Origin of the sequence: Pseudomonas sp. Leaf129 (assembly GCF_001423465.1) — a bacterium.
GTDB classification, from domain to species: Bacteria; Pseudomonadota; Gammaproteobacteria; order Pseudomonadales; family Pseudomonadaceae; genus Aquipseudomonas; species Aquipseudomonas coleopterorum.
Genome location: NZ_LMOC01000008.1, coordinates 18,878 through 41,861 on the forward strand (window position 1 = coordinate 18,878; position 22,984 = coordinate 41,861).

Here is a 22,984-nt window from a genome sequence, read left to right on the forward strand (position 1 = left end):
CTGGGGATTTACCCATGGGCGACAGCGGTTGCGGTGGGTCAGGGGGGGCCGCGTTGCGGCCGGACGCGGCTTGCACCGCTGCTACAGGGGACGGTTTCACCCGTAGTTGCGGTGCATGCGGTGGGTTATGCGGAGGTTGCGCTGTAGCCTTCTTCGGCGATCAGTTGGATGATTCGCTCGGGCGGCAGCTGGGTGTTGGTTTCGACCTTGCCCGCTACCAGGTCTATCTGAACCTCGGCAGCCGGGTCTTGGGCGGTAATCGCTTGGGTTACGGCGCGTACGCAATGGCCGCAGGTCATGCCTTGCACGTTGAACTGTTGCATGGGTGGTACCTCGCTGAACGGGATTGCAGTCATTCTCAACCTTGCCATCGGGGCAAGGTCAAGTTTCGGCCGGTCCGGCCGGGCTGGAATTCCTCAGATCACTCGTCCAAGCTGGACGCTGACCCTACTGGCAGGAGAGATTCGATGCGCCCGATGATTCCATGGCTGTTCGGGATGTGTGCCCTGGCGGCACAAAGCTGTTGGGCCGGTGCGGGTACCGGGCAGCCGTACGGCATTCTGATCGTTTCCCGGGAGCGACTGGAAGTCGCCACGTCCTGCGAGATCGGGGTCTACCTGCAGGATCAACTGGTCGGCCGACTGTTTCAAGAACAGGCCACCTCCTTCAACCTGCCGCCCGGCCCCGTGTCGGTGGGGCTGCGTCAGTTGCCTGGACAGATGCCCGGGTGCGCGCCGGGCATGACCGAATACAAACCGGTGATCGTGACCCTGCAGGCCGGACAGATCCAGAAATTCCGCATTGCAGCAGGCAGTGCCGGCCTGTACCTCAAGCCCGAGCCGCTGGAGTATTGACCTTGTCCAGGGGGCAAGGTTGATACTGGCGCAAACGCTACCGAGGGCATTCCAATCATGAACATCGGCCAGGCCGCCCGTGAAAGCGGCCTCAGCGCAAAAATGATCCGCTATTACGAGTCTATCGGGCTGCTCGCGCCGGCACTGCGCAGCGACAGCGGATACCGCCTGTATCAGGCCGCAGACCTGCACACGCTCGGCTTCATCAAGCGCTCGCGCGACCTTGGATTTTCACTGGAAGAAGTCGCCCGGCTGCTGACGCTGTGGCAGGACCGAGAGCGCGCCAGCGCCGATGTGAAGCAATTGGCACGCAAGCACATCGACGAGCTGGACCGTCGCATCGGTGAGCTGAGCCAGCTGCGCGATACGCTTGTCCATCTGGTAGACAATTGCCACGGCGACGACCGCCCGGACTGCCCGATCCTTCAGGAGCTGGCATCCGGGGCCTGTTGCAACTGACACGGGAGAAGGCGCCCGCAGCCTATGGCTGTGTACCTACTGCAACCAGGGCGGTGGCGGCTCTTCCGTGGTCTTGGCTGGCTGCTCGTCGGCTTCGCGTGCGGCACGTCGACGAATGTCGTCCAGGCGCGCGGCCTCGATTTCCCGCATCACGCCGCCGACATCGGCTTCCACTTCCTCTTCGACGAACTCGCCCGTCAGCACGCTGGCCGGGTGCAGTTTGCCTTCCTCGTACAACGCCCACATTTCCTTGGCGTAGCGGGTCTGGCGCAGCTCGGGAGCGAACCGGCCGAAATAGCTGGCCATGTTTCCGACATCACGTTCCAACATGCTGAAGGCGTGGTTGTTGCCGGCGGCGTCCACGGCCTGAGGCAGATCGATGATCACCGGGCCGTCGGGCGTGAGCAGCACGTTGAACTCGGAAAGGTCACCGTGCACCAGACCCGTGCAGAGCATCAGTACGATCTGATGGATGAGGAACGCGTGGTATTCGCGCGCCTGATCAGGCTCAAGCTCGACGTCATTGAGACGCGGCGCCGCATCGCCGTACTCGTCGCAGATCATCTCCATGAGCAGCACGCCCTCGAGAAAATCGTACGGCTTGGGCACACGTACACCGGCGCTGGCCAACTTGAACAGCGCCGCAACTTCGGCGTTCTGCCAGGCGTCCTCGGTTTCCTTGCGGCCGAACTTGGAGCCCTTGGCCATCGCCCGAGCCTGTCGGCTGTTGCGCACCTTGCGGCCTTCCTGGTATTCGGCCGCCTGGCGGAAGCTTCGTTTGTTCGCCTCCTTGTAGACCTTGGCGCAGCGCAATTCCTTGCCGCAGCGCACCACATAGACAGCTGCTTCTTTACCGCTCATCAGCGGTCGCAGCACCTCGTCCACCAGACCGTCCTCGATCAGCGGTTCAATGCGTTTTGGAGTCTTCATCAGCTTTTATTCTGGGTCCTTCGTAGCCAAACACGCGAATTCTGACGGCATCCTCTCACAGCGAGCGCGGCTTGCCGACCCGAGCCTGTAAAAGGATGCAAACTACTCGCCAAGCGGTGGCCGATCATAGCGCTTTCCCGGCGCAGCGACAGCGGCGCCTGGGCATCAAAGCTCGCCCGGGGTGAAACCGAACAACCCCTTGAAAGCGGCGATGAAGGCAGACGTGGATTCATAACCGTGGTTCAACGCCGCCGTGGTCACGCTGTCACCCTGCTCCAGGGCCTGCAGCGACGACAGCAGCCGCATGCGCTGGCGCCAGGCGCGAAAGCTCAGGCCGGTTTCGCGCTGGAACAGGCGCATCAGGGTTTTTTCCGAGGTGCCGAGGCGGCTTGCCCACTGGCTCAGCGTGGTGGCCTGATCGGGCGTCGCGATCAGCTGATTGCACAAGGCCAACAGCCGATGCTCCCTGGGCAGGGGCAATGAGAACGCCACTTCAGGCAACACTGCAAGCTGGTCCAGCAACACCTGCACCAGACGCGCCTGCGCGGTGTCCCCTGCCGGGTACTCATGGGGCAACTCGCAGAAGCCCTTGATCAGCTCACGTGCCAGCGGCGTGACTTCGAGCACCTTGCAGTGCTCGGTGAGCCAGGGCGACTCGTCGCGGCGCACGTACAGACTGCGCATCTCGGCGCGCATCGAGGTGACGACCTTGTGCTCGACACCGGCTGGAATCCAGATACCCCACTGCGGCGGCGCGAAGAAATTGCCTTCGTCGGTATGAACCCCGAGCACGCCGCTGATGGCGTAAGAAAACTGCGCCCAGTCGTGCCGATGGGCTGGAGTCCACGAACCTGCGCCCAGACTTTCGGCACGGGCGTACAAGGGTCGTGGCAGGCTGGCCAGGTCGGGAATGGAGCGTGGCGGCGGAGCATGTCCGTTTGTCGGCATTGATTGGCTCTCTATCGCGAGACGGTAACAGAGTGCCTGAGTTAGCCTGTTCATCTCAATGTCCATCGACGCACAGGCGATTCTTTCATGCACATTTTCAAACACCTCAAGCGCGTGGTAACCGACTGGTTCCTCTGCGGCATGGTGCTGGCCGTTCTGCTGGCTTGGCTGTTTCCCCGCTTCGGCGCCACCGGCGGCGCGATGCATGCCGGCCTGGTCACCAATATCGGCGTGTTCGTGGTGTTCTTCCTGCATGGCATGAACCTGTCCAGCGAGCAGATCCGCCACGGCTTGAAGAACTGGCGCCTGCATGTGATGGTGCAGGCTTTCACCTTCGTGGTGTTCCCATTGCTGTGGCTGGCCTGCGACAAGACCCTGGGTGCGTTCATTCCCGGCACTTTGATGGTGGGTTTCCTGTACCTGGCCGCTTTGCCGTCGACCATTTCTTCGTCGGTGGCCTTGACCGGCAGTGCGGGCGGCAACGTGCCGGCGGCAATTCTCAACGCCAGCCTGTCGAGTGTGCTGGGTATTTTCATCACGCCGTTCCTCTGCGCGCTGGTGGTCGGCGGTGGTTCGGGCGGCATCGACTTGGGGGAAACTCTGCTGGACCTGTGCGCCATGCTGCTGTTGCCGCTGGTGCTGGGCCAATTGTTGCGCCCCCTGTTCGGCAAGTTTTTCGGGAAGCACAAGCGCTACACCAACCTGATCGACAAGGCAGTGATCCTGCTGCTGGTGTATGCCGCCTTCTGCAACTCGATGATGTCGGGGCTGTGGGAGCAGCAAGGCGCCTCGGTCCTGGCCATCGCGGTGGGCGGCAGCGCGCTGTTGCTGGCGCTGATCCTGCTGCTGACCACGCGCACGGCCAAGTGGCTGGGCTTCAGCCACGCCGACAAGGTCGCTGCAGTTTTCTGCGCCAGCAAGAAATCGCTGGCGGCCGGTGCGCCGATGGCCGCATTGATCTTCGGCAGCAACCCGGGCCTGGGCCTGATCCTGCTGCCGATCATGATCTACCACCCGCTGCAGTTGATCGTTTGTTCGATCATGGCGGAAAACTACGCCAATCAGCTGCGTCTGAAAGCGGCCGTCGCACCCGTGGGAGACCCTGTCATCGCTCGATGATTGCGGTGACGCCCTGCCCGCCGGCGGCGCAGATGGAAATCAGGCCGCGGCCGCCGCCGGCCCTGTCCAGCAGCTTGCTCAGGTTGCCGAGGATGCGGCCACCGGTGGCGGCAAACGGATGTCCTGCCGCCAGGGAGCTGCCCTTGACGTTGAGGCGAGATCGATCGATCGGACCCAACGGCGCCTCCAGGCCCAGGCGTGTGCGGCAGTAGTCCGCGTCCTCCCAGGCCTTGAGCGTGCAGAGCACCTGCGCGGCAAAGGCTTCATGGATTTCGTAGTAGTCGAAATCCTGCAGGCTCAGGCCGTTGCGGGCGAGCAAGCGCGGCACGGCGTAGACCGGCGCCATCAACAGACCTTCCTGGCCGCCGACGAAGTCGACCGCTGCCGCCTCGCCGTCGCGCCAATACGCCAGCACCGGCAGTCCGCGTTCCCGTGCCCAGGCTTCACTGGCCAGCAGCACCACCGACGCGCCGTCTGTCAACGGCGTGGAGTTGCCTGCCGTCAGCGTGCCCTGAGGGCTCTTCTCGAACACCGGCTTGAGCGCTGCCAGTTTTTCCAGGGTCAACTCGGGACGCAGATTATGGTCGCGAACCAGGCCACCGAATGGCGTGCTGAGATCGTCCTGCCATCCCTCGGCATAGGCCGCCGCGAGGCTGTGATGGCTGCGCAGGGCCAGTTCATCCTGCGCCTGGCGGGGAATGTTCCAATGTTGCGCCATCAGCTCGCAGTGCTGCCCCATCGACAGCCCGGTTCTCGGCTCGCCGTTGCGCGGCAGTTCGGGTTTCAAATGCCGAGGTCGCAGTTGCAGCAACGCCTTGGCGCGCTCGCCGAAGGATTTGGCGCGGTGGCTCTGCAAGAGAATCTGACGCAGCCCTTCATCGACAGCGATCGGGGCGTCGGAAGCACTGTCGACGCCACCGGCGATGCCGCATTCGATCTGGCCAAGGGCGATCTTGTTGGCCACCAGCAGCGCAGCCTCAAGGCCTGTGCCACAGGCCTGCTGTACATCGTAGGCCGGAGTCTGCGCAGACAGCCGCGAGCCCAGCACGCATTCACGGGTCAGATTGAAATCCCGGGAGTGCTTGAGCACCGCGCCTGCCGCCACTTCGCCCAGGCGCAGGCCATGCAGTGCATAGCGCTCGATCAGGCCTTCGAGCGCAGCCGTGAGCATCGCCTGATTGCCGATCCGCGCGTAGGGCCCGTTGGCTCGCGCGAAAGGAATGCGGTTGCTGCCGATGATGGCAACCCGGCGCACCGGATTCGTGTCAAGGTTCATGGCGGACATCCTGGGTTGGAAGAAACGTGCTGCAAAGGGCCCAGGCGAACGACGCGGGCCTTGCCGTGGTCCACACTTTGAACCCTTTGACCCGGAGCCTGTTCCATGTCCGATCGATATATCGACTTCGTCAACTCCGACCTTGGTCGCCGCCTGGTAAGTGCCGTCGGCCTGCCAGCGCCGGCACGCCTGGAGCGCTGGCAAGGTGGACGCATGCGACCGGTGGAAGGCGCCCTGCTGCTGGGCGGCGGCGCGCTGGCCGACAAGGTTGCCGGCTTCGCCCAGCGCCTCACCGATACGGCCTTCGGTGCCGCCGGCCTGCCGGACTGGACTGCAGGGTTGGGTCCTCGCATCAAGGCGGTGGTGTTCGATGCCAGTGGAATCGTCGACAGCACTCAGCTGGCGCGCTTGCGCGAGTTCTTCCAGCCGCTGATCAAGAGCCTGGATCACAACGCGCATATCGTCATCCTGGGGCGCGAGCCTCGCGATCTGGATGACCCCGAAGCGCACATTGCCCAGCGCGCCGTGGAAGGTTTCAGCCGATCGCTGGCCAAGGAACTGCGCAACGGCGGCACCTTGCAGTTGCTCTACGTGGCTCCCGAAGCGGACGAACAACTGGAAGGCGCCCTGCGCTTCTTTCTCTCGCCAAAAAGTGCGTTCGTGTCGGGCCAGGTGCTGTCGTTGCGGGCCAGCACGCGTCAGGTCAGCGACTGGACGCGGCCACTGGCAGGCCGCAGGGCCTTGGTCACAGGCGCTGCGCGCGGCATAGGTGCTTCGATCGCCGAAACCCTGGCCCGCGACGGCGCCGACGTGGTCCTGCTTGACGTGCCCCAGGCGCGTGCCGATCTGGAAGCGCTGGCGGCGCGACTGGGAGGCCGTACGATCGATCTGGACATCTGCGCCAGCGACGCGGCCGAGCGGCTGATCGAGGCGCTGCCGGAAGGGATCGATATCGTCGTGCATAACGCGGGCATCACGCGCGACAAGACCTTGGTCAACATGACGCCCGAGTACTGGGACTCGGTGCTCGCCGTCAATCTGCTTGCGCCGCAACGCCTGACCCAGGCGCTGTTCGATCGCGGCACGTTGCGTGACGACGGTCGAGTGATACTGCTCTCTTCGACTTCGGGCATTGCCGGCAACCGCGGGCAAAGCAACTACGCGGCAAGCAAGGCCGGGCTGATCGGCCTGGCCGAGGCATTCGCGCCCAAGCTGGCCACCCGAGGTGCGACCATCAATGCCGTGGCGCCCGGCTTCATCGAAACCGGCATGACCGCACAGATGCCCTTCGCCCTGCGCGAGGCGGGTCGACGCATGAGCTCGCTGGGCCAGGGCGGACAGCCGCAGGACGTCGCCGAAGCCGTCGCCTGGCTGGCGCAGCCAGGCAGTGGTGCCGTGAATGGGCAAGTGCTGCGCGTATGCGGCCAAAGCATCCTGGGGGCCTGACATGGCGATCCATTGGCAGACCTTGCCACGCAACGCTGACCTGCCCCGCGCCTATCTGAAAGCTGCGCTCAATCGCAAGATCACCGGCGAGCGCCTGCCCGATCTGGGCCTGCGCTGCAATCTATCGGCCGACCCAAGGCATCTGGCGGCCTATCGCGAGCTGTGCGGGTTCGGCGAAGGCGGCATGCTCCCCGCCACTTACCCGCATGTCCTGGCGTTCGCCCTGCAGATGCGCCTGCTGACCGACAAGCGTTTTCCGTTTCCAGTGCTGGGTCTGGTGCATCTGCGCAATCGCATCCAGGTGTTGCGCCCACTGGGCGGCGTCGCCGGCGTGCGGGTCAGCGTACACGCGCAGAATCTGCAGGCCCACGAGAAAGGCGTGACATTCGATCTGGTGACCCAGGTCGATGACCCCCTGGGCCCGCTCTGGCAGGAACACAGCACGATGCTGTGTCGCCAGGCAAAGATCGACGGTTTGCCAAACCCTGTGCAGACGGATGCCCAGGAGCCCCAATCCGCATTGGTCGCGGTGCATCGCTGGTACGCCGCCGCCGACACCGGGCGGCGCTATGCGCGGGTCTCGGGGGATTACAACCCGATTCACCTCAGTGCGCTGAGCGCACGCCTGTTCGGCTTTCCCACCGCCATCGCCCACGGCATGTGGAGCCTGGCGCAGAGCGTGGCCGCGCTGCGTGAGCGCTTGCCGCAGAGCAACCACCAACTGGAGGTGGCGTTTCACAAGCCGGTACGCCTGCCCAGCGAGCTTATTCTCAGTGCCAGCGCGGCGGGCCCGAGTGGAGAGCTGGCGTTGCACGGTCGCGACGATCTGTTGCACATGAGCGGAACGTGGGGCCCGGCGACCCTGTAGCTATTGCGTTCGGCAAAGTTCGGCTTGAAGCTATGCGCCTTCAGGAGCTTTGCAATGAACCTAGACGCACTTACCCAACGCCTGCACCAGATTCGCGAAAACAACGATTGGCGGCGCTTTCACAGCCCGAAAAACCTGGCCATGGCGGCCAGCGTCGAGATGTCCGAACTGCTGGAGATCTTCCAGTGGCTGACCGAAGACCAGTCGCGACACCTGTCGGCCGAGCAACTCGAACACGCAGGCCAGGAAGTCGGCGATGTGGTGCTGTACCTGTTGCTGTTGTGCAGCGAACTGGGTCTGGACATGGATCAGGTAGTGCGCGCCAAGCTGGCCGACAGCGAGCGGCGGTTCGCGCGATGAACGATCGCCATTTCGATCAACTGGCGACCCGTTTCGCCGAAAAGATCTATGGCGGTGCCAAGGGTGCGATCCGACTCGCCGTACTTCAGGCCGACCTGCGCGAGGCCTTGCCGCAGCGTCCTCTGCGGGTGCTGGATGTCGGCGGTGGCCTGGGACACATGGCGTTGTGGCTGGCCGAGCAAGGTCACCAGGTCACCCTAAGCGAACCGGCCGAACCGATGCTCGATGGCGCCCGCGAGCGTTTCGCCGCCGCAGGCCAGGACGCAACCTTCATCCAGGCGTCCTGGCAGCAGTTGCCCGAACTGGGGCTGCCTGCCTTCGACCTGGTGATCTGTCATGCGGTGCTGGAGTGGCTGGCCGAACCGCACGCCATTCTGCCGGTGCTGCATTCGCTGACCGCCGCCCATGGCTGGCTGTCGCTGGCGTTCTACAATCGCGACGCGCTGGTCTACCGCAACCTGCTCAAAGGCCACTTCCGCAAGCTGCACAGCAACGAGCTGGCCGGCGAGAAGCAGAGCCTGACGCCGCAGCAGCCGCTGGACCCGCGCGAACTGGCTGCGCAACTTGGAGGCGCGTGGCATGTCGAATCCATGAGTGGCGTGCGCGTGTTTCACGACTACATGCCCATCGACTTCCAGAAGCGCGCCGACCTGGAACAACTGGTGGAAATGGAGCTTGCCCATCGGCGGCATCCGGCGTTTGCTGGCCTGGGCCGTTACCTGCACTGGATCTGCCGCCCCGCTTGATCGGTATTTCGGAGACTGCCATGCGTCGCCTGTCACTTTGCGCTGTTTGCCTGGCCCTGGCGGCCTGCCAGAGCCCCAATCCCTATGTGGCCAGTTCCAGACCGTTGCCGCCGGCACCGGCGCAGGCCGCGCAGACCTTCGACGCCAGCGCCTATCCCGCGCCTGCGCGCGACTATGCCCAGTACCGCAACTGGGCCTGGGTCAATGGGCAGTTGCCGGCCGGGACCAGCTGGGCGGATTCGGCGCAGATCGCCGAGGCTGTGAGCAATGCCCTCGACCAGCGTGGCCTGCGTCCGCAACGCAGTGGCGGCACTGCCGATCTGCGGGTCGGTACCAGCCTGCGCATGGAGACGCGCCTGCAACAGACCCGTGACGACGTTGGCTACGGCGCCGGGTATGGGCGTGGTTACGGGCCGTACGATCGCTATGATCGCTTCGGCGGTTACGGCAGTTATCCGGTGATACGCACCTACCAGATCCAGGTCATGGTGGTGCGCATCGACCTGTTCGACGGCAAGAGCGGCCAGCCTGTCTGGAGCGCGAGTGCTGAAACCAGCAGCCAGGGTAGCCTGAGCGATCGTAACGAGGCGTTACGCAACGCGGTAGAAAAGGCGCTCACGGCTTATCCTCCTTCCTGATCCACAGGAGATTTCATCATGTTGCGTCGTCTTGCCGTTCTACCCCTGGCCTTGTTGCTGGCCGCATGCCAAACCCCTCGGGTCAATCACGATTTCGATGCCAGCCGCGACTTTGCGGCCTACCGCAGCTGGGCCTGGAAGGAACCGGCCGTGCAATACCGGCCGGACGATCCGCGGGTGCGCAGCGACCTGACCGAGCAGCGCATTCGCCAAGCCGTCAGCACTCAGCTCGACAAGCGAGGTCTGCGGCCGGCCGCCGCCGGTGGCCGTGCCGACGTGACCGTGCAGGCGTACCTGATTGTCGATAACCGTCAGCAGCAGGTCACCACCAACTATGGAGGTGGCTGGGGCGGTGGCTACTGGGGGCCGTACTGGGCCACGCCAGCGATGAATGAAACCCGCAGCATCGATTACAAGGTCGCGACCTTGCAGTTGGACATGCTCGATGGACGCGACGGCAAGCTGGTCTGGCGCGGCAGCACCGAGCAACTGGTCAACGACAGTGCCGTGTCGCCGAGTGAACGCAACAGTGTCATTCAGAAAGCGGTGAGCGACATCCTCTCCACCTACCCGCCCCGCTGAGCGGCTCAGCCTGCCAGAGAAAAAAAGTCCTGCAGTCACCCCTTCGTCGTGCGCGAGGCGTCTAATCTGAAAGCAGAAGGCCTGTTTCAGAAGTGATCCACTGTCGTACTCAAGCGGGTGCTGCCATGCCAAGTCTCGTTCTTCTCCTCTGGTTTACCCTGTGCGCCGAGCAGGATATTCGGCACAGGCGCATCGCCGATACGTTGACCGTCGGCGCGGGGGTGCTGGCGCTGGCGTGCCTGTTTTCCACCGGGCACACCTGGATCGGATCGAGCATGGTGGAAGCGGCAGCGGCGCTGGTGCTGAGCATGGCGTTGACGTTGCCCGGCTACCTCAACGGTCGGCTGAGCTGTGGTGAGGTCAAGCTGCTCTGGGCCCTGGCTCTGGCTTCGGACAGCAGCCATCTGGTCGGAACCCTCATCGGCGGCATCGTGGCCCTGGTGCTGTGGGTGTTCGTCACGCCGCTGATCTGGCAGCGGCTGAGCATTCGCTACCGGCGCAAGGCGGTCTATCTGGACCCCAATGCAGCGACCGTGCTGCCCCTTACGCCCTTCTTGCTCGCCGGTTTCGTGATGACGCTGTTCTGGCTGAGCTGATTGCTTTTTCAAAGGCCCTGATCCGATATGGTTAGTTCGACACGGTCAGTTCGACCTTGGCCGTTTGCCCTGCTTCATCCAGCACACTGACCTGATAACTGCCCGGCCGCTCGAACACGGCGCTCAAGCTACCGTCTCCGGCGATATTTCCTTGAGGCTTGCCATTGATGAACCACCAATACGGCCCCTGCCCGCCGAGCGTGGAGAGCTGCAGCCGCAGGGGACCGCCGTTGGGCGTCGGCTGGCGCAGGCGGTCGCCGTTGCGGGCACCGACGATGGACAGCGCTGCCATGGACGGCAATGGAGGTGCCGGGCATTGCGGGTCTTCCTGGGGCAAACGCATTTCCCGGCGCTCGGCTTTGGGTAACCAGGGTTCGAGAGCGGCAGGCCACAATGCGATGGACCGCCCTTGGGCATCCGGGCAAGAGGCGCTGGTTCGCAGTCCCTGCGGCGAAAGCCAGACCTGTTGCAGCAGACCGGTCCCAAGGGGCTGATCCAATGCCTGCAGGGTAGGCGGGACGGTGTTGTCCAGGGTCCAGGCAAAGCGTTGGCGGCGGCAGTTGGGGTCGCCTCGATCCAGGGGTTGCCCCTGAGGCCAGCAGATCGCGGCGACGCCGACGCTGGCGGGCATGGGCTGGACCGGCGCGGCAATGGCCCGCTGTGCATCGCGATTGCTCAGCACATCGTGGACCTGCAGCATCAATGGCGCGGCCGAGGCCAGACCGAACTGACCGGGTACCGGGGTGCCATCGGGCCGACCGATCCACACGCCGATCAGATAGCGCGGCCCGACGCCGATCGACCAGGCATCGCGGAAGCCGTAGCTGGTGCCGGTCTTCCAGGCCAGCGCGGGACGCTGGACCAGGTCGGCGTGTCGGTCCTGATCCGGTCGGGCCTGACCGCTGAGGATACGCCGCACGATCCAGGCGGCACCTGCCGACATCATGGGCCGCTCGCGCAATGTATCCTGTGGCTGCCAGCGCAGGACGGCACTGTTGCCGCTACGCGCGAAGGCACTGTAGGCGGCGACCAGATCGTCGAGCCGACTGCCCACGCCGCCCAGGACCATGGCCAGATTGGGCTCGGCGGCCAGCGGCCAGCTCAGGTTCAGGCCACCGTTGCGCAACTGCGCGGCAAAGCGTTTGGGGCCCAACGCTTCGAGCAACTGCACGGCGGGCAGGTTGAGCGAGAGGGACAACGCCGAGCTGGCCGCGACCGGACCGCTGAACCCCGCAGAGAAGTTGCCGGGGCGGTAGTCCCCGTACCGTCGCGGAACATCCTGCAACAGCGATTCGGAGTGAATCAGTCCGGCATCCAGGGCCATGCCATAGAGAAACGGCTTGAGCGTGGAGCCCGGCGAGCGGATGGCGCTGACCATGTCGACATGGCCAAAGCGCCGGGTATCGGCGAGGTCCACTGAGCCCAGGTAGGCACGCACGGCCATGGCCTGGGCATCCACTACCAGAATCGCCGCCGACGTACGCTCCGGCAGGCGCGCACGCCAGCCCAGCAGCAGGTCTTCGAGACGCCGCTGCAGGCTGGCGTCGATCAGGGTGTGGATGAGCGGCGGGCTGTCGCTGCGGTTCAGGCGCCGGGCCAGCAACGGCGCCAATGCCGGCTCCTGCCGCGGGGCCAGCAACAAGGGCTCCTGTTGTGCTTCGCGCACTTGAGCGACGGGCCACACGCCTTGGTCGGCCATGCGTTGCAGCACTTTATCGCGAGCGGTCTGCGCCAGCTGCGGATGCCGGTCAGGACGCAGGCGGCTCGGCGCCTGGGGCAGCACCGCCAGCAAGGCGGCTTCGCTGCGGGTGAGCTGCGCGGGCGGCTTGCCCAGATACGCCCAACTGGCTGCCGCCACGCCTTGCAGGGTGCCACCGAACGGTGCGCGATCCAGGTACAGCGTCAGGATCTGCCTCTTGCTCAGGTGCCACTCCAATTGTGCGGTTCGCCATAATTGGTGCAGCTTGCCGGAGAAGGTCCGCGAATGCGGATCGAGCAGCCGCGCCACCTGCATCGATAACGTACTGCCGCCCGAAAGCACTCGCCCACCGCTGAGGTTGAGCCAGGCCGCGCGGACCAGCGCCAGCGGATTGATACCTGGATGTTCGTAGAACCAGCGGTCTTCGTAGGTCAGCAAGGCTTCCAGATAATAGGGCGACACCTGCTCCACGCTGGTCGGATAGCGCCACACGCCCTCGGCATCGGCGAAGCGCCACAGCGGTGTACCGTCCTCGGCCAGCACCACGCGGGCCAGGTCATCCTGTGGCAACGGCAGCGGCCAGAGCCGATCGGCCAGCCACAGGAGCACCACCGGCACACCAAGCGCCAACAGCGCACGGCGAATGAATCTACGTCGAGGCCACTCTGGAAAAACGAGAATGCTGCGGATCAAGTGCGCCAACCTTGCTGGCGCTGTCGGGAACTTGGTTCGCTGGCGCATGGCCAAAGGGGGCACAATGGCGTGAATGCCACTAACCGAATCAGGACGCAGCTATGCATGTAGAAGGCTTTTTCGAGTGGTTGGGACAGGCCCTGGGCGCCATCATCCGTTGGGTGGTCGACAGCCTGAGCTGGCTGTTCAGCCTGCTCGGCAACGCAGGGGGCAACTTCGTCGACGGCCTGTCGCGGACCCTGGGCATGGACACCAACATCGTCACCATCGCGGCCTTGATCGTGGGGCTGCTGTTTCTGTATTCCGCTGTCCGAGCGTTCATGCGTGCGTCGATCATCATGGGTGTCATCTGGGCCGTGCTGGGCCTTTGGTTGCTGAGCTGGATCATTCAGTAAACCCTCTGGCGAATGGCAAAGGCAGCCAGCGGCTGCCCTTGCACACGGTCACCTGGGCCGAACCGCAAGATCCGCTGGCGTAGCGCCGACCGCATGCCAGCCTGGCCGGTACATCGACTCCACCTGCGGCGGCGGGACCTTGTAGGTACCGGGCGTCACTGCACGAGCCAGGTACAACAGGTGCGTGCTGCCATAACCATCGAGTTTGAGTGCCGCCACGTAGCGGTCATCGCGAAACTCCTGATGCTGCAGGCTGGCGTTCTGCATCGATTCGCGCCACTGCCTGACGTTGCTGCTGGCGTCGTCCAGGCTGGCGGCACTTTGCGCCAGATTCTGATTCTCGATTTCCAGGCCGGCAGGCAGCAGATCCACCACCAATGCATCCGCTACACGCTGCTTGGCGCCCACGACCAGATGCACCAGCACCAGATCGCCGCTCTTGAGGGCGTCGAGCTTGAGCGGCTCGCCGTCCAGGCTCAGGTATTGGCGACGGATCGACAGGTTGTCTGCGGACGGCGCTGGTGGCTGTGCCGGATAGCCCGACAAGGTCAACTGCTGGTACAGCGGCTGTTGCGTCTGGCTGGTGACGGTGAGCGGCTCGGACAGCGCGCCGTCGGCCAGCTTCAGCGCAGGCTGGGCGTCAGTCAGCGCGTGGCGGGTGCCAGCACTTTGCAGTTGGGCGGCCCAGGGTTGCTGAGGCGAAGCCAGTGCCGTGCGACCGGCCAGATACAGGGCGTTGCGCTCCTGGGTGGAGAGCCAGCTGCTGCTGGCGAGCAGGTCTGAGAGAGTGAACAGACGCTTTTCGAGCGTCGCTTTGCTCAGGTCATTCTCCTGCAGCAAGGCGAGTACCAGGGCCTGGTCGCGCAGCGGGCTGCCATAGTCGCCGAGCCAGTCAGCATCGCTGCGACTGGCCGCCAGACCGGCTTGCAGCGCCTGGTCGGCACGAGGCTGGTCGCCCATCTTCTGCAGGGCGATCGCCAACTGCACCAGCGGCAAACCCGAGCGTGCATCGCTGCGCCGGTCGAACAGGCTGCGCAGCGCGCCCAACGGCGCCTGTTGGCTGCGCGCGAGCACCAGACCGGCATACGCCTGAACCGCGAAGCGGGTGTGTTCCAGGTTGTCGCTGTAGTCGGCCTCGATCAGGTCGCGCTCCTGCAGGTAGCGCAGCAGCCGCTCATTGGCCTTCTTCAACGGCTCCGGGGGTACGGCATAGCCTTGATCGCGGGCGCGCAGCAGGAAGTCGGTCACATAGGCCGTCAGCCAGTACTCCTCCTCGCCATCCGCGCCCCACAGCCCGAAGCTGCCGTTGTAGCGCTGCATGCCCAGCAGCCGTTCGATGCCGATGTCCATCTTGCGTTTGCGCTCGGCATCCGTATCACTCTCCACTCCCAGCTTCTTCAGGCTGGCGGCATCGGAATACAGCGACGGGTACAGGCCACTGACGGTCTGCTCCAGGCAGCCGTAGGGATATGCCCTGAGCGCCTTGATCTGCTCGCCGATGTTCAGCGGCGGCCGACTCGACAGAGTCAGCAGCGCCTCTCGTCCTGCGGGTTCGAAGGGTGACAGGGCACCGGTCGGCAGCGTCCAGGGTTGATCCTTGAGCACGCTGCGCAGATGCCTGACCAGGGCGGGATAGGCAGGACGCACGCCCAGGGTCCAGTCCCGAGTGATGGGCGGCAAGGTTTCACCAGGCAGGTCGAGGCCCTCGATCAGCACTTTGATGTGCCCCTGGCCCAACCCGCCCGAGGCTTGCACCGGCACGTACAGCGTCCGACGCTCGCCCTTGGCCAACTGCAACTGCTTGCGGGGGGCGTCCAGCAGGATCAACGGGCCTTCGGTGTTCAACTGCACGGTCAGGGTCTGTGATCGTTCGGTCAGGTTGGTGATGTCGAGTGCAACGCGCGCCTGGTCGCCGCCGGCAAGGAAGCGTGGTGCAGACAGTTCTGCGACCAGGGGCGCGGCGACAACGGTCTTGGCTTCGGCCATGCCGAAGCGATCTTCGGTCCAGGCTTGCGCCATCACCCGCAGCTCGCCGTTGAAGTCGGGGATATCGAGGGTCAGTTGCCCTTCGCCCTGCTCGTTCAGCGTCACCGGTGCACTTTGCAGGGCCACGATGTTGACGCTGCTCTGTGGGCGCTTGCCGCCCTTGGCCAGGTTGGCGGCATCGCCACCGAAGGCCAGACTGGCGAGCCGTCCCTGCCCTGCCTCGATCAACTGGCCGTAGACGTCCAACTGGTCGGCACCGTAGCCTTTGCGGCCGAACAAGGCGGCAAAAGGATCCGGCGTGGCGTACTGGGTGATATTGAGGATACCCACGTCCACCGCGGCCAGCAGCACGTGAGCCTGACGCGGGATACTGCCGTCGCTGTTGCGGGCCTGCACCTTGACCGTGAGGGGCTGCTGGGGACGCATGGTCGAGGGCGCGTCGAGGCTCAGCGCCAACTTGCGCGCAGCGCGATCAAGCGGCAGGTGCAGCAGGCCGACCGCACGCTTGGGGGTGACGTTGGCCTTGCGTTCGCCGGGGCGAATCACCAGCGCGCTGATGTAGAGATCATGCCGGGCCCATTTCGGATCGACCTTGATGTCGAAGGTCTTGCCCTCGGCGGGCACGTCGATTTCCTGCCAGAACAAGGGGCCCTCTGCAGATTCCACCAACAGATAGCCATTGCCGGCGGCCGGTGGTGTCACCGTCACCCTGGCGGTGTCGCCATCGCCGTAGTGAGGCTTGTCCAGCGCCAGCTTGACCTGATCCGGGCGTACCGCGCCGCCCTCGGTATTGTCCTGCCAGCTGTAGCCAGCCCAGAAACGCAGGCTGCTGACCAGGCCGGTTTGTGGGTCTTCGACCTCGACGCGATAGGGCCCCCATTCCACGGGGAAACTGACCTTGGTCGTACCGCTTTCGGCGACCGAGACCGTTTCCTCGCTGAGGTTCAGGTATTTCTCGTTGTAGTTGTAGCTCCAGCCGTCGCTCTCGGAGTAATTCCAGTAATAGTCGCGGCGCTCGCGCACCAGCCGTACCTTGAGCCCATCGGCCGCGAGCTTGTGGCCTTGGGCGTCGGCGACCAGCAACTCGAACTCGGCCGGCCCGTCGCCGTCGACGTTCTCGCCGTCGAACATGCCGCGCACGCCGGGCAGCCGTTCAGCGGGCCAGACCGGCTGCACCAGCCGGCGCGTGATGGGACGACCACCGGACTCCTGCAGGCTGGCTTGCAGCACCAGTTGCAGGGGCGACTTGGCGTCACTCCAGCGGCTGTCGATGGCGAGGTTGGCCTTGCCCTGCGCATCGAGGGGGGTTTCATCAAGCTCCAGATCCTGACTGAGTTCGCCTTCGGTCAAAGAGCCGAACTGGAAACCCGGCAGTGCAGGCACCGCTTCGCGCAGCGGACGCACGTACAACTGGCCGCTCAGCCGATTGCCCGAGGCCGGAGCGCCGTACAGATAGCGGCCGGTTACGTCGACATCCAGCGTATCGGCAGGTGCGATAGGCGTGTCCTGGCCCTTGAGGTCCAGGGCCAGGCGCTCGGGGAGGAAGTCTTCCACCTGGAACTCATAGACCTGAGGCTTGCCGTCGCCCAGGTCGAACAGCAGTTGCCAGCGCCCGGTTGGGGCTTCGCCCGCCAGTGGTAGCTGATAGCGATAGAAGCCCGCATCGTCCGGTTGCCAGACGAATTTGCGGCTGAGCTGGTCGTCCGGGCGGCGGACCTCGACGCTCACCGGTTGCGGCTTGACCGGATGGCCGTCGTTGTCGCGCAGCAAGGCGTTGAGCAATACGGTTTCGCCAGGGCGGTACAGGTCGCGCGGACCGAAAACGAAAAACTGCAACGGATGTGCCTTGGGCCCGGCGATGTCGAACTCGGCCAGATCCAGGGCAGCAGTATTCAGCCGCAGCAGGCTGGTCTGCTCGCCGCGATGGGCCAGCAGCACCTCGGCTTTGACCGGAGAAGCCATTTCGGTATGGCCTGCAGCGTCGGTCTTGCTCTCGCCGATGACACGGCCCTGAGCGTCCAGCAACTGCAGGCTGACGTCGGCCAGCGCCTGACCGCTTTCCAGGGCTTGGGTGAACACGTCCAGGCGGTCGGCGTAGCGATGCACGGAGAGACCGATGTCGCTGAGCGTGAACAGCGTCGCCGGTTGGGCATAATCGTAGGTGCCCGAGGCACGCATCACCGCCAGATAGACGCCCGGCTGCTGCAACGGCTTGATACCGCCGATGGGCAGCAGCAGGGTCTCGCGGGTATTGGCCGCCGGATCGAGATTGAAGCGACCGCCGTAGACCAGCTCGGCCATGGGCAACAGCTCGCGGGATTCATAGCTTTGCAGGCTGCTGTTGCGGCCCCAGCGACTGAGAAAGGCCGGCAGTTGCTCGGGCCGTATGCGGAAGAATTCGACATCGACCTTGTCGACGTTCAGCGCAATCACCGGCAAGCCTTCGGCCAGTCGGGTAGGCAACAGCGAGCCGCGGCTGGCAAAGCCAACGGTGGGCTGCAAGTCCCGGGTTTCCAGGCGACTGCTGTACGCACTGGCCAAGGTGCCCTGGTTCACCGAGAGCAGGCCGGCATCGACCGTCAGCACCAGTTTGCGCTTGGGCTCCAGATGGCGGAAGCGCAGCTCCATCAGGTTGTCGGACAGTTCCCAGGCGCCGTCCAGTGTGCCTCGGGTGCTGTCGACCAGGTGAACCTTGTCGGCGAAGTTCTGCTTGGGATCCAGCGGTGCGGTGAAGGTCACCGAGAGGGTGCTGGCGCCATCAAGCTGAATTTCCGAGGCATCGGCGACGGTCAGCTCACGGCCTTGGTAGCGCTTCGCCAGGGCAGGCAGATCGACGCTGGCCGCAGGTTTGGGCGCAGCCGTTGCTGCGACAGGTGGCGCGGGTTCGACGGGTTTTTCCGAGGTCGATGAGTCGCACCCGCCGAGCAGGGCCAGTGCGCAGGCCAGAAACAGTCCTTTGTTCAATGTGAGGTACCTGGGGCAGTGAAAAGCAAGGCTGAGAATATATATCAATATTGACGTTTTCGTAGGCAGGGTTACCGGTTGAGACAACTGTGCCGTGGTGTTGCGAGTGTGGGCTACAATCCCCGCCCCGAATGCGGAGCTTGCATGTCTACCCTACTGACCGACTGGCGCCATCGCCTCACCCACAAGAACGTCTGGGCCCTGGCTGCACCGATGATTCTGTCCAACCTGTCGGTCCCGCTGGTGACGCTGGTAGACAGCGCCGTGATCGGCCATCTGCCCCACGCTCACCAGTTGGGCGCAGTGGCCGTGGGCGGCAGCCTGTTTACGTTCATGGTGTCGCTGATGAGCTTCCTGCGCATGGGCACCACCGGTTTCGCCGCACAGGCGGCCGGGCGCCGCGACGGTAACGCGCTGCGCCAGATCCTCGTGCAGGGCCTGAGCCTGGGGCTGCTGTTTTCCCTGCTGCTGTCGATGCTGGCCCTGCCCTTCAGCCACCTCGCCCTGAGCTTCATGTCGCCGTCCGCGGCACTGGAGCAAGCCACCCATGACTTTTTCCAGACGCGTCTGTTGGGGCTGCCCGCGGCCCTGGCCAGCTACGCCCTGATCGGCTGGTTCCTTGGTACCCAGAACGCCCGCGCGCCGTTGCAACTGCTGCTGACCACCAACGTGGTCAACATCGTCCTGAACCTGTGGTTCGTGCTCGGCCTGGACTGGGGCGTCCTGGGCTCGGCGCGCGCGTCAGTGATTGCCGAATGGGCTGGCGCCCTGCTCGGTCTGGCCCTCACCCGTCCCTCCCTGCGCGCCTATCCGGGGCATATGGTGTGGACAGCACTGCAGTCGTGGCGCAACTGGCAGCAGCTGTTGGGCGTCAACCGCGATATCTTTCTGCGCAGCCTGGCGCTGTCCGGGGTCTTTCTGCTGATCACCATTCAGGGCGCACGCTTGGGCGACGCCACCGTGGCCGCCAATGCGCTGCTGCTCAACGGTCTGCTCATCACTGCCTATGCGCTGGACGGCCTGGCCCATGCGGTCGAAGCGTTGTGCGGGCACGCCATCGGTGCGCGCGATCGGCAAACGCTGCGCCGTTCGCTGGTGGTGTCCTTTGGTTGGTCGCTGATCGCCAGTAGTGGGTTTGCCGTGCTGTTTCTGCTCGGTGGGCATGTGTTCGTCAATCTGCAGACCGATATTCCCGGTGTCCGCGAGGCGGCCTATCCGTTCCTGCCATACCTGGCCGTGCTGCCGCTGATTGCGGTGGGGAGCTATCTGTTGGACGGCCTGTTCATTGGTGCAACGCGGGCGCGGGAGATGCGCAATGCGATGCTGGTCAGTGTGGCGGTGATGTTGCCGATCGGCTGGTGGAGCACCGGGTTTGGGAATCATGGTCTGTGGATCAGTTTCCTGCTGTTCATGATGCTGCGGGCGGTGACGCTGGGGTGGATTGCGTGGCGGTTGCAGCGCAGGGATGAGTGGGTGTCTTAGTTTTGTATCGCTTGTCTGGGCCCTTTCGCGGGTAGAACCCGCTCCCACAGAGAACCCGCTTCCACAGAGAGCCTGCGCCCATAGAGAAGCGGCTCCCTCAATGGTGGGTTGTGACGAAGCGGGCCACTTCGTCCACCACCGGTGCCAGCCAGCGCAGGGGCCAGGCGAATGAGGCGACCAGGGTGCGATGGTTCGGTCGGCGGTAATAGCGTTCCTGCACCAGGACGCCAGCGGCGCGCAGTCGGTGCGCCAGGCCTTCGCTGTTGCGTACCGGGTCCACGGTCGAGTCATGGGTCGCGGCGATGAGCAACGCTGGAGGCGAGCCTGCCAGAGGCTGGTTGATGGGTTGCGATTGGGGCGGTGAATCGGGGAAGAAGAATACCGGCCTGGCTTCGGGATTCTCGATCGGCAGGAAATCATAGGGGCCGGCCAGGCCAATCCAGCCGCGCAGTGCATTGGCGGGGACCCCGGCTTTACGCAGCCACTGCGGATCGAGGGCAAGCATGGCCGCGTTATAGCCGCCGGAGCTGTGACCCATCACGAACAGACGGCGAACGTCGCCACCGTACCGATCGATGTTTCGATAGGTCCAGGCAACGGCATCGGCGCCGTCCTCGATAAAGCTGGGATAGCGCACCTGCGGGTAGAGACGGTAGTCGGCGACCACCACCAGAATGCCGCGAGCAGCCAGCGCCTGGGCGAGGAAACGATAGTCGCCTCGCTCGCCGCTGCTCCAGGTGCCCCCATAGAAAAAAACCACCACCGGCGTGGCCGGCAGTGGTCGGTTGGGACGATAGACGTCCAGCTTCTGACGCGGATCGAGGCCGTAGGCTACCCCTTGGGTCAGCTGGTAGCCACTGGACGGCGTCACGACATCCAGGGTGCGCAACCCGGAGCAACCGCCCAGCAGCCCCAGCAGGACTGCGAAGGCGAGCAACCGGGCAGCCAGGCCCATGCGTTACGAGGACAGGTACGAAGAGCGGGTCAGGCCCAGGCGCAGGGCGTCCAGGTACTGAGTGCGTTCGCGCGCAGTGATCTTGGCACTGGCGACCTTGTCGCGGTAATGGGTCATCAGCTCTTCGGGGGACAGGTGCACATAGCGCAGCATGTCTTCGATGGTGTCATGGGTCTCGATACCGGCGCTGTACACGCTGCCATCCTGACGCTGATAGATGTTCACCGAATCGGTGTCACCGAACAGGTTGTGCATGTCGCCGAGGATTTCCTGGTACGCGCCGACCAAGAAGATGCCCAGCAGGTAATCCTCCCCCTGGTTGACGGCGTGTACCGGCAGGCTGGTCTCGATGCTTTGCTCATCCACGTACTGCTTGATCTTGCCGTCGGAGTCGCAGGTCAGGTCCTGCAGCACGGCGCGACGCAGCGGTTCTTCGTCGAGACGATGCAGCGGCAGGATCGGCAGCACTTGGCCGATGGCCCAGGTATCGGGCAGGCTCTGGAACACCGAGAAGTTGCAGATGTACTTGTCGGCGAGCTTGTCGTTGAGCTCGTCCAGTACCTGGCGATGGGAACGCTGGCGGGCCTTGAGCGAGTTGTGCAGGCGACGGCACACGGCGAAGTAGCACTGTTCGGCCAGCGCCTTCTGGGCCAGGGTCACCTTGCCGTCGGCGTACTGCGCAGCGATGTCGCTGATGTAGTGCGTGGCGCGCCAGTAGTTCTCGGTGACCATCTCGATATCGGTCGGGCCGAGCAGGTCGACCAGCCACTGCAGGGTTTCGGGCAGGCTCTGCTTGTCGACGATCTCGGGGACTTCGTCGTTGTGACGTTCGACGTCGGTGACCTGCACCACCAGCATGGCATGGTGCGCGGTCAGTGAGCGGCCGCTTTCCGAGAAGATGTGCGGATGCGGCATGCCTTGGGCATCGCAGAACTCCTTGAGCATGCCCACCACGACACCGGCGTAGTCGTCCATGTCGTAGTTGATCGAGCTGGCGTTGCGCGAATGGGTACCGTCGTAGTCGACTCCCAGACCGCCGCCCACGTCGATGTGATCGACCGGCAGGCCGAGCGCGCGCAGCTCGCCGTAGTAGCGGATCGCTTCCTTGAAGCCATGCTGGTAGTCCGCCAGGTTGGCGATCTGCGAACCCATGTGGAAATGCAGCAGGCGAATGCCTTGATCGACCCCGGCTTCGCGGAAGCGCTCGACCACCGACAGCAGTTGCGCAGCGGACAGGCCGAACTTGGATTTTTCTCCGCCGGTATCGGCCCACTTACTCGAAGCCAGGGACGATAGACGCACGCGCAGGCCGATCTGTGGCTTGACCTTGAGGTCGGCCGCTTCCTCGATGACCAGCGCCACTTCGGACTCTTTTTCGATGACGATGAAGACGTTGTGGCCCAGCTTCTGGCCGATCAGGGCCAGACGAATGAACTCGCGGTCCTTGTAGCCGTTGCAGACGATGGTTCCGCCTTTCGGCGCCAGAGCCAGCACGGCCAGCAGCTCGGGCTTGGAACCGGCTTCCAGGCCGATCGAGACGCCCTGGGTGGCGATGATGTTTTCCACCACCGCTTCCTGCTGGTTGACCTTGATCGGATACAGCGCGGTGTAGCGATTCTGGTATTCCAGGCGGGCGATGTTGGCATCGAAGGCCCCGGTCAGCTGGCGCACGCGATCTTGCAGGATGTCGGGGAAGCGCACAAGCAGCGGCAGCGACAGGCCGCTCTTGCGCAGGTGGTCGACCTGTTCGTAAAGATCGATCGGCGAGCTGTCCGGGCCGTTGGGACGAACCTCGACACGGCCGGCCTCGTTGATGGCGAAATAGCCCGCGCCCCAGTGGCGGATGCCATAAACGCTGCGGCTGTCGGCCACGGTCCATTGGCTGCCATCGTCTTTGCGTGTGCGTCGTACGGACATCGAGGTCCCCTATGAAAAAAGTCGGTTGTCACGGGCCATCAGGCCCTGCGCAGTGTAGAGGGTAAAGATGA

The 22,984-nt window shown here is 64.4% G+C and carries 20 protein-coding genes; 12 read left to right on the forward strand and 8 right to left on the reverse strand.

All coding sequences use genetic code 11. The annotated features are described in order from the left end of the window. Positions 1 to 125 precede the first annotated feature (125 nt). On the reverse strand, positions 126 to 323 hold the full coding sequence (locus tag ASF66_RS14165) for a heavy-metal-associated domain-containing protein (protein WP_056844593.1): 198 nt from the start codon (positions 321 to 323) through the stop codon (positions 126 to 128). Positions 324 to 467: 144 nt separating this feature from the next. Here ASF66_RS14165 and ASF66_RS14170 point away from each other — a divergent pair, with 144 nt between their 5' ends. Both ASF66_RS14170 and cueR read left to right on the forward strand, forming a co-directional pair. Next, a complete protein-coding gene (locus ASF66_RS14170; RefSeq protein ID WP_056844319.1) occupies positions 468 to 854 on the forward strand; it encodes a hypothetical protein in 387 nt (128 codons plus the stop codon). 57 nt (positions 855 to 911) lie between these two features. Further along, positions 912 to 1,313, forward strand: a complete 402-nt coding sequence (cueR, locus tag ASF66_RS14175; RefSeq protein ID WP_056844320.1) for a Cu(I)-responsive transcriptional regulator — start codon at positions 912 to 914, stop codon at positions 1,311 to 1,313. 36 nt (positions 1,314 to 1,349) lie between these two features. Here cueR and ASF66_RS14180 read toward each other — a convergent pair whose 3' ends face one another. Beyond that, on the reverse strand, positions 1,350 to 2,243 hold the full coding sequence (locus ASF66_RS14180; protein WP_056844321.1) for a PA4780 family RIO1-like protein kinase: 894 nt from the start codon (positions 2,241 to 2,243) through the stop codon (positions 1,350 to 1,352). Positions 2,244 to 2,408: 165 nt separating this feature from the next. Continuing rightward, positions 2,409 to 3,191: an AraC family transcriptional regulator gene (locus ASF66_RS14185; RefSeq protein WP_056844322.1), complete on the reverse strand. Its 783-nt coding sequence runs from the start codon at positions 3,189 to 3,191 to the stop codon at positions 2,409 to 2,411. An 87-nt stretch (positions 3,192 to 3,278) separates the two neighbouring features. On the opposite strand from ASF66_RS14185, the gene ASF66_RS14190 reads away from it, so the two are divergent. Beyond that, positions 3,279 to 4,310, forward strand: coding sequence for a bile acid:sodium symporter family protein (locus ASF66_RS14190; protein ID WP_056844323.1), 1,032 nt, complete (start codon positions 3,279 to 3,281; stop codon positions 4,308 to 4,310). Here the strand turns inward: ASF66_RS14190 and ASF66_RS14195 are convergent. Then, on the reverse strand, positions 4,297 to 5,586 hold the full coding sequence (locus tag ASF66_RS14195; protein WP_056844324.1) for an acetyl-CoA C-acetyltransferase: 1,290 nt from the start codon (positions 5,584 to 5,586) through the stop codon (positions 4,297 to 4,299). The genes ASF66_RS14190 and ASF66_RS14195 overlap by 14 nt on opposite strands. A 105-nt stretch (positions 5,587 to 5,691) precedes the next feature. Here ASF66_RS14195 and ASF66_RS14200 point away from each other — a divergent pair, with 105 nt between their 5' ends. From ASF66_RS14200 to ASF66_RS14230, 7 genes are all read left to right on the forward strand, one after another. Next, complete coding sequence (locus tag ASF66_RS14200) at positions 5,692 to 7,032, forward strand: 3-oxoacyl-ACP reductase (RefSeq protein ID WP_056844325.1); 1,341 nt, start codon at positions 5,692 to 5,694, stop codon at positions 7,030 to 7,032. 1 nt (position 7,033) lies between these two features. Continuing rightward, positions 7,034 to 7,900: a MaoC family dehydratase gene (locus ASF66_RS14205; RefSeq protein WP_056844326.1), complete on the forward strand. Its 867-nt coding sequence runs from the start codon at positions 7,034 to 7,036 to the stop codon at positions 7,898 to 7,900. A 54-nt stretch (positions 7,901 to 7,954) separates the two neighbouring features. Further along, entirely contained in the window at positions 7,955 to 8,260 is a 306-nt protein-coding gene (locus ASF66_RS14210; RefSeq protein ID WP_049861957.1) for a MazG-like family protein, read from the forward strand. Beyond that, complete coding sequence (locus ASF66_RS14215) at positions 8,257 to 9,006, forward strand: methyltransferase domain-containing protein (RefSeq protein ID WP_056844327.1); 750 nt, start codon at positions 8,257 to 8,259, stop codon at positions 9,004 to 9,006. Before ASF66_RS14210 ends, ASF66_RS14215 begins: the two co-directional genes overlap by 4 nt. A 20-nt stretch (positions 9,007 to 9,026) precedes the next feature. After that, positions 9,027 to 9,644 carry a DUF4136 domain-containing protein gene (locus ASF66_RS14220; protein WP_056844594.1) on the forward strand — a complete coding sequence of 206 codons (618 nt, stop codon included), beginning with the start codon at positions 9,027 to 9,029 and terminating at the stop codon, positions 9,642 to 9,644. Between the two features lie 18 nt (positions 9,645 to 9,662). Beyond that, positions 9,663 to 10,226 (forward strand): DUF4136 domain-containing protein, encoded by a 564-nt coding sequence (locus ASF66_RS14225; protein ID WP_056844328.1) that lies wholly within the window; start codon positions 9,663 to 9,665, stop codon positions 10,224 to 10,226. Between the two features lie 125 nt (positions 10,227 to 10,351). Continuing rightward, positions 10,352 to 10,822 carry a prepilin peptidase gene (locus ASF66_RS14230; RefSeq protein ID WP_056844329.1) on the forward strand — a complete coding sequence of 157 codons (471 nt, stop codon included), beginning with the start codon at positions 10,352 to 10,354 and terminating at the stop codon, positions 10,820 to 10,822. Between the two features lie 31 nt (positions 10,823 to 10,853). Here ASF66_RS14230 and pbpC read toward each other — a convergent pair whose 3' ends face one another. Continuing rightward, positions 10,854 to 13,166, reverse strand: coding sequence for a peptidoglycan glycosyltransferase PbpC (gene pbpC / locus ASF66_RS14235; protein ID WP_056844595.1), 2,313 nt, complete (start codon positions 13,164 to 13,166; stop codon positions 10,854 to 10,856). 149 nt (positions 13,167 to 13,315) lie between these two features. Here pbpC and ASF66_RS14240 point away from each other — a divergent pair, with 149 nt between their 5' ends. Next, on the forward strand, positions 13,316 to 13,609 hold the full coding sequence (locus tag ASF66_RS14240) for a hypothetical protein (RefSeq protein WP_043190966.1): 294 nt from the start codon (positions 13,316 to 13,318) through the stop codon (positions 13,607 to 13,609). Positions 13,610 to 13,657: 48 nt separating this feature from the next. Here the strand turns inward: ASF66_RS14240 and ASF66_RS14245 are convergent, their stop codons facing one another. After that, on the reverse strand, positions 13,658 to 18,559 hold the full coding sequence (locus ASF66_RS14245) for an alpha-2-macroglobulin family protein (protein WP_056844330.1): 4,902 nt from the start codon (positions 18,557 to 18,559) through the stop codon (positions 13,658 to 13,660). Between the two features lie 144 nt (positions 18,560 to 18,703). On the opposite strand from ASF66_RS14245, the gene ASF66_RS14250 reads away from it, so the two are divergent. Next, positions 18,704 to 20,041 carry an MATE family efflux transporter gene (locus ASF66_RS14250; protein WP_056844331.1) on the forward strand — a complete coding sequence of 446 codons (1,338 nt, stop codon included), beginning with the start codon at positions 18,704 to 18,706 and terminating at the stop codon, positions 20,039 to 20,041. A 97-nt stretch (positions 20,042 to 20,138) separates the two neighbouring features. Here the strand turns inward: ASF66_RS14250 and ASF66_RS14255 are convergent, their stop codons facing one another. Further along, the gene (locus tag ASF66_RS14255; protein WP_056844332.1) at positions 20,139 to 20,996 is read right to left on the reverse strand and encodes an alpha/beta hydrolase; all 858 of its coding nucleotides are present in this window, start codon (positions 20,994 to 20,996) and stop codon (positions 20,139 to 20,141) included. 3 nt (positions 20,997 to 20,999) lie between these two features. Further along, complete coding sequence (gene speA / locus ASF66_RS14260; RefSeq protein WP_056844333.1) at positions 21,000 to 22,913, reverse strand: arginine decarboxylase; 1,914 nt, start codon at positions 22,911 to 22,913, stop codon at positions 21,000 to 21,002. Between the last annotated feature and the right edge of the window lie 71 nt (positions 22,914 to 22,984).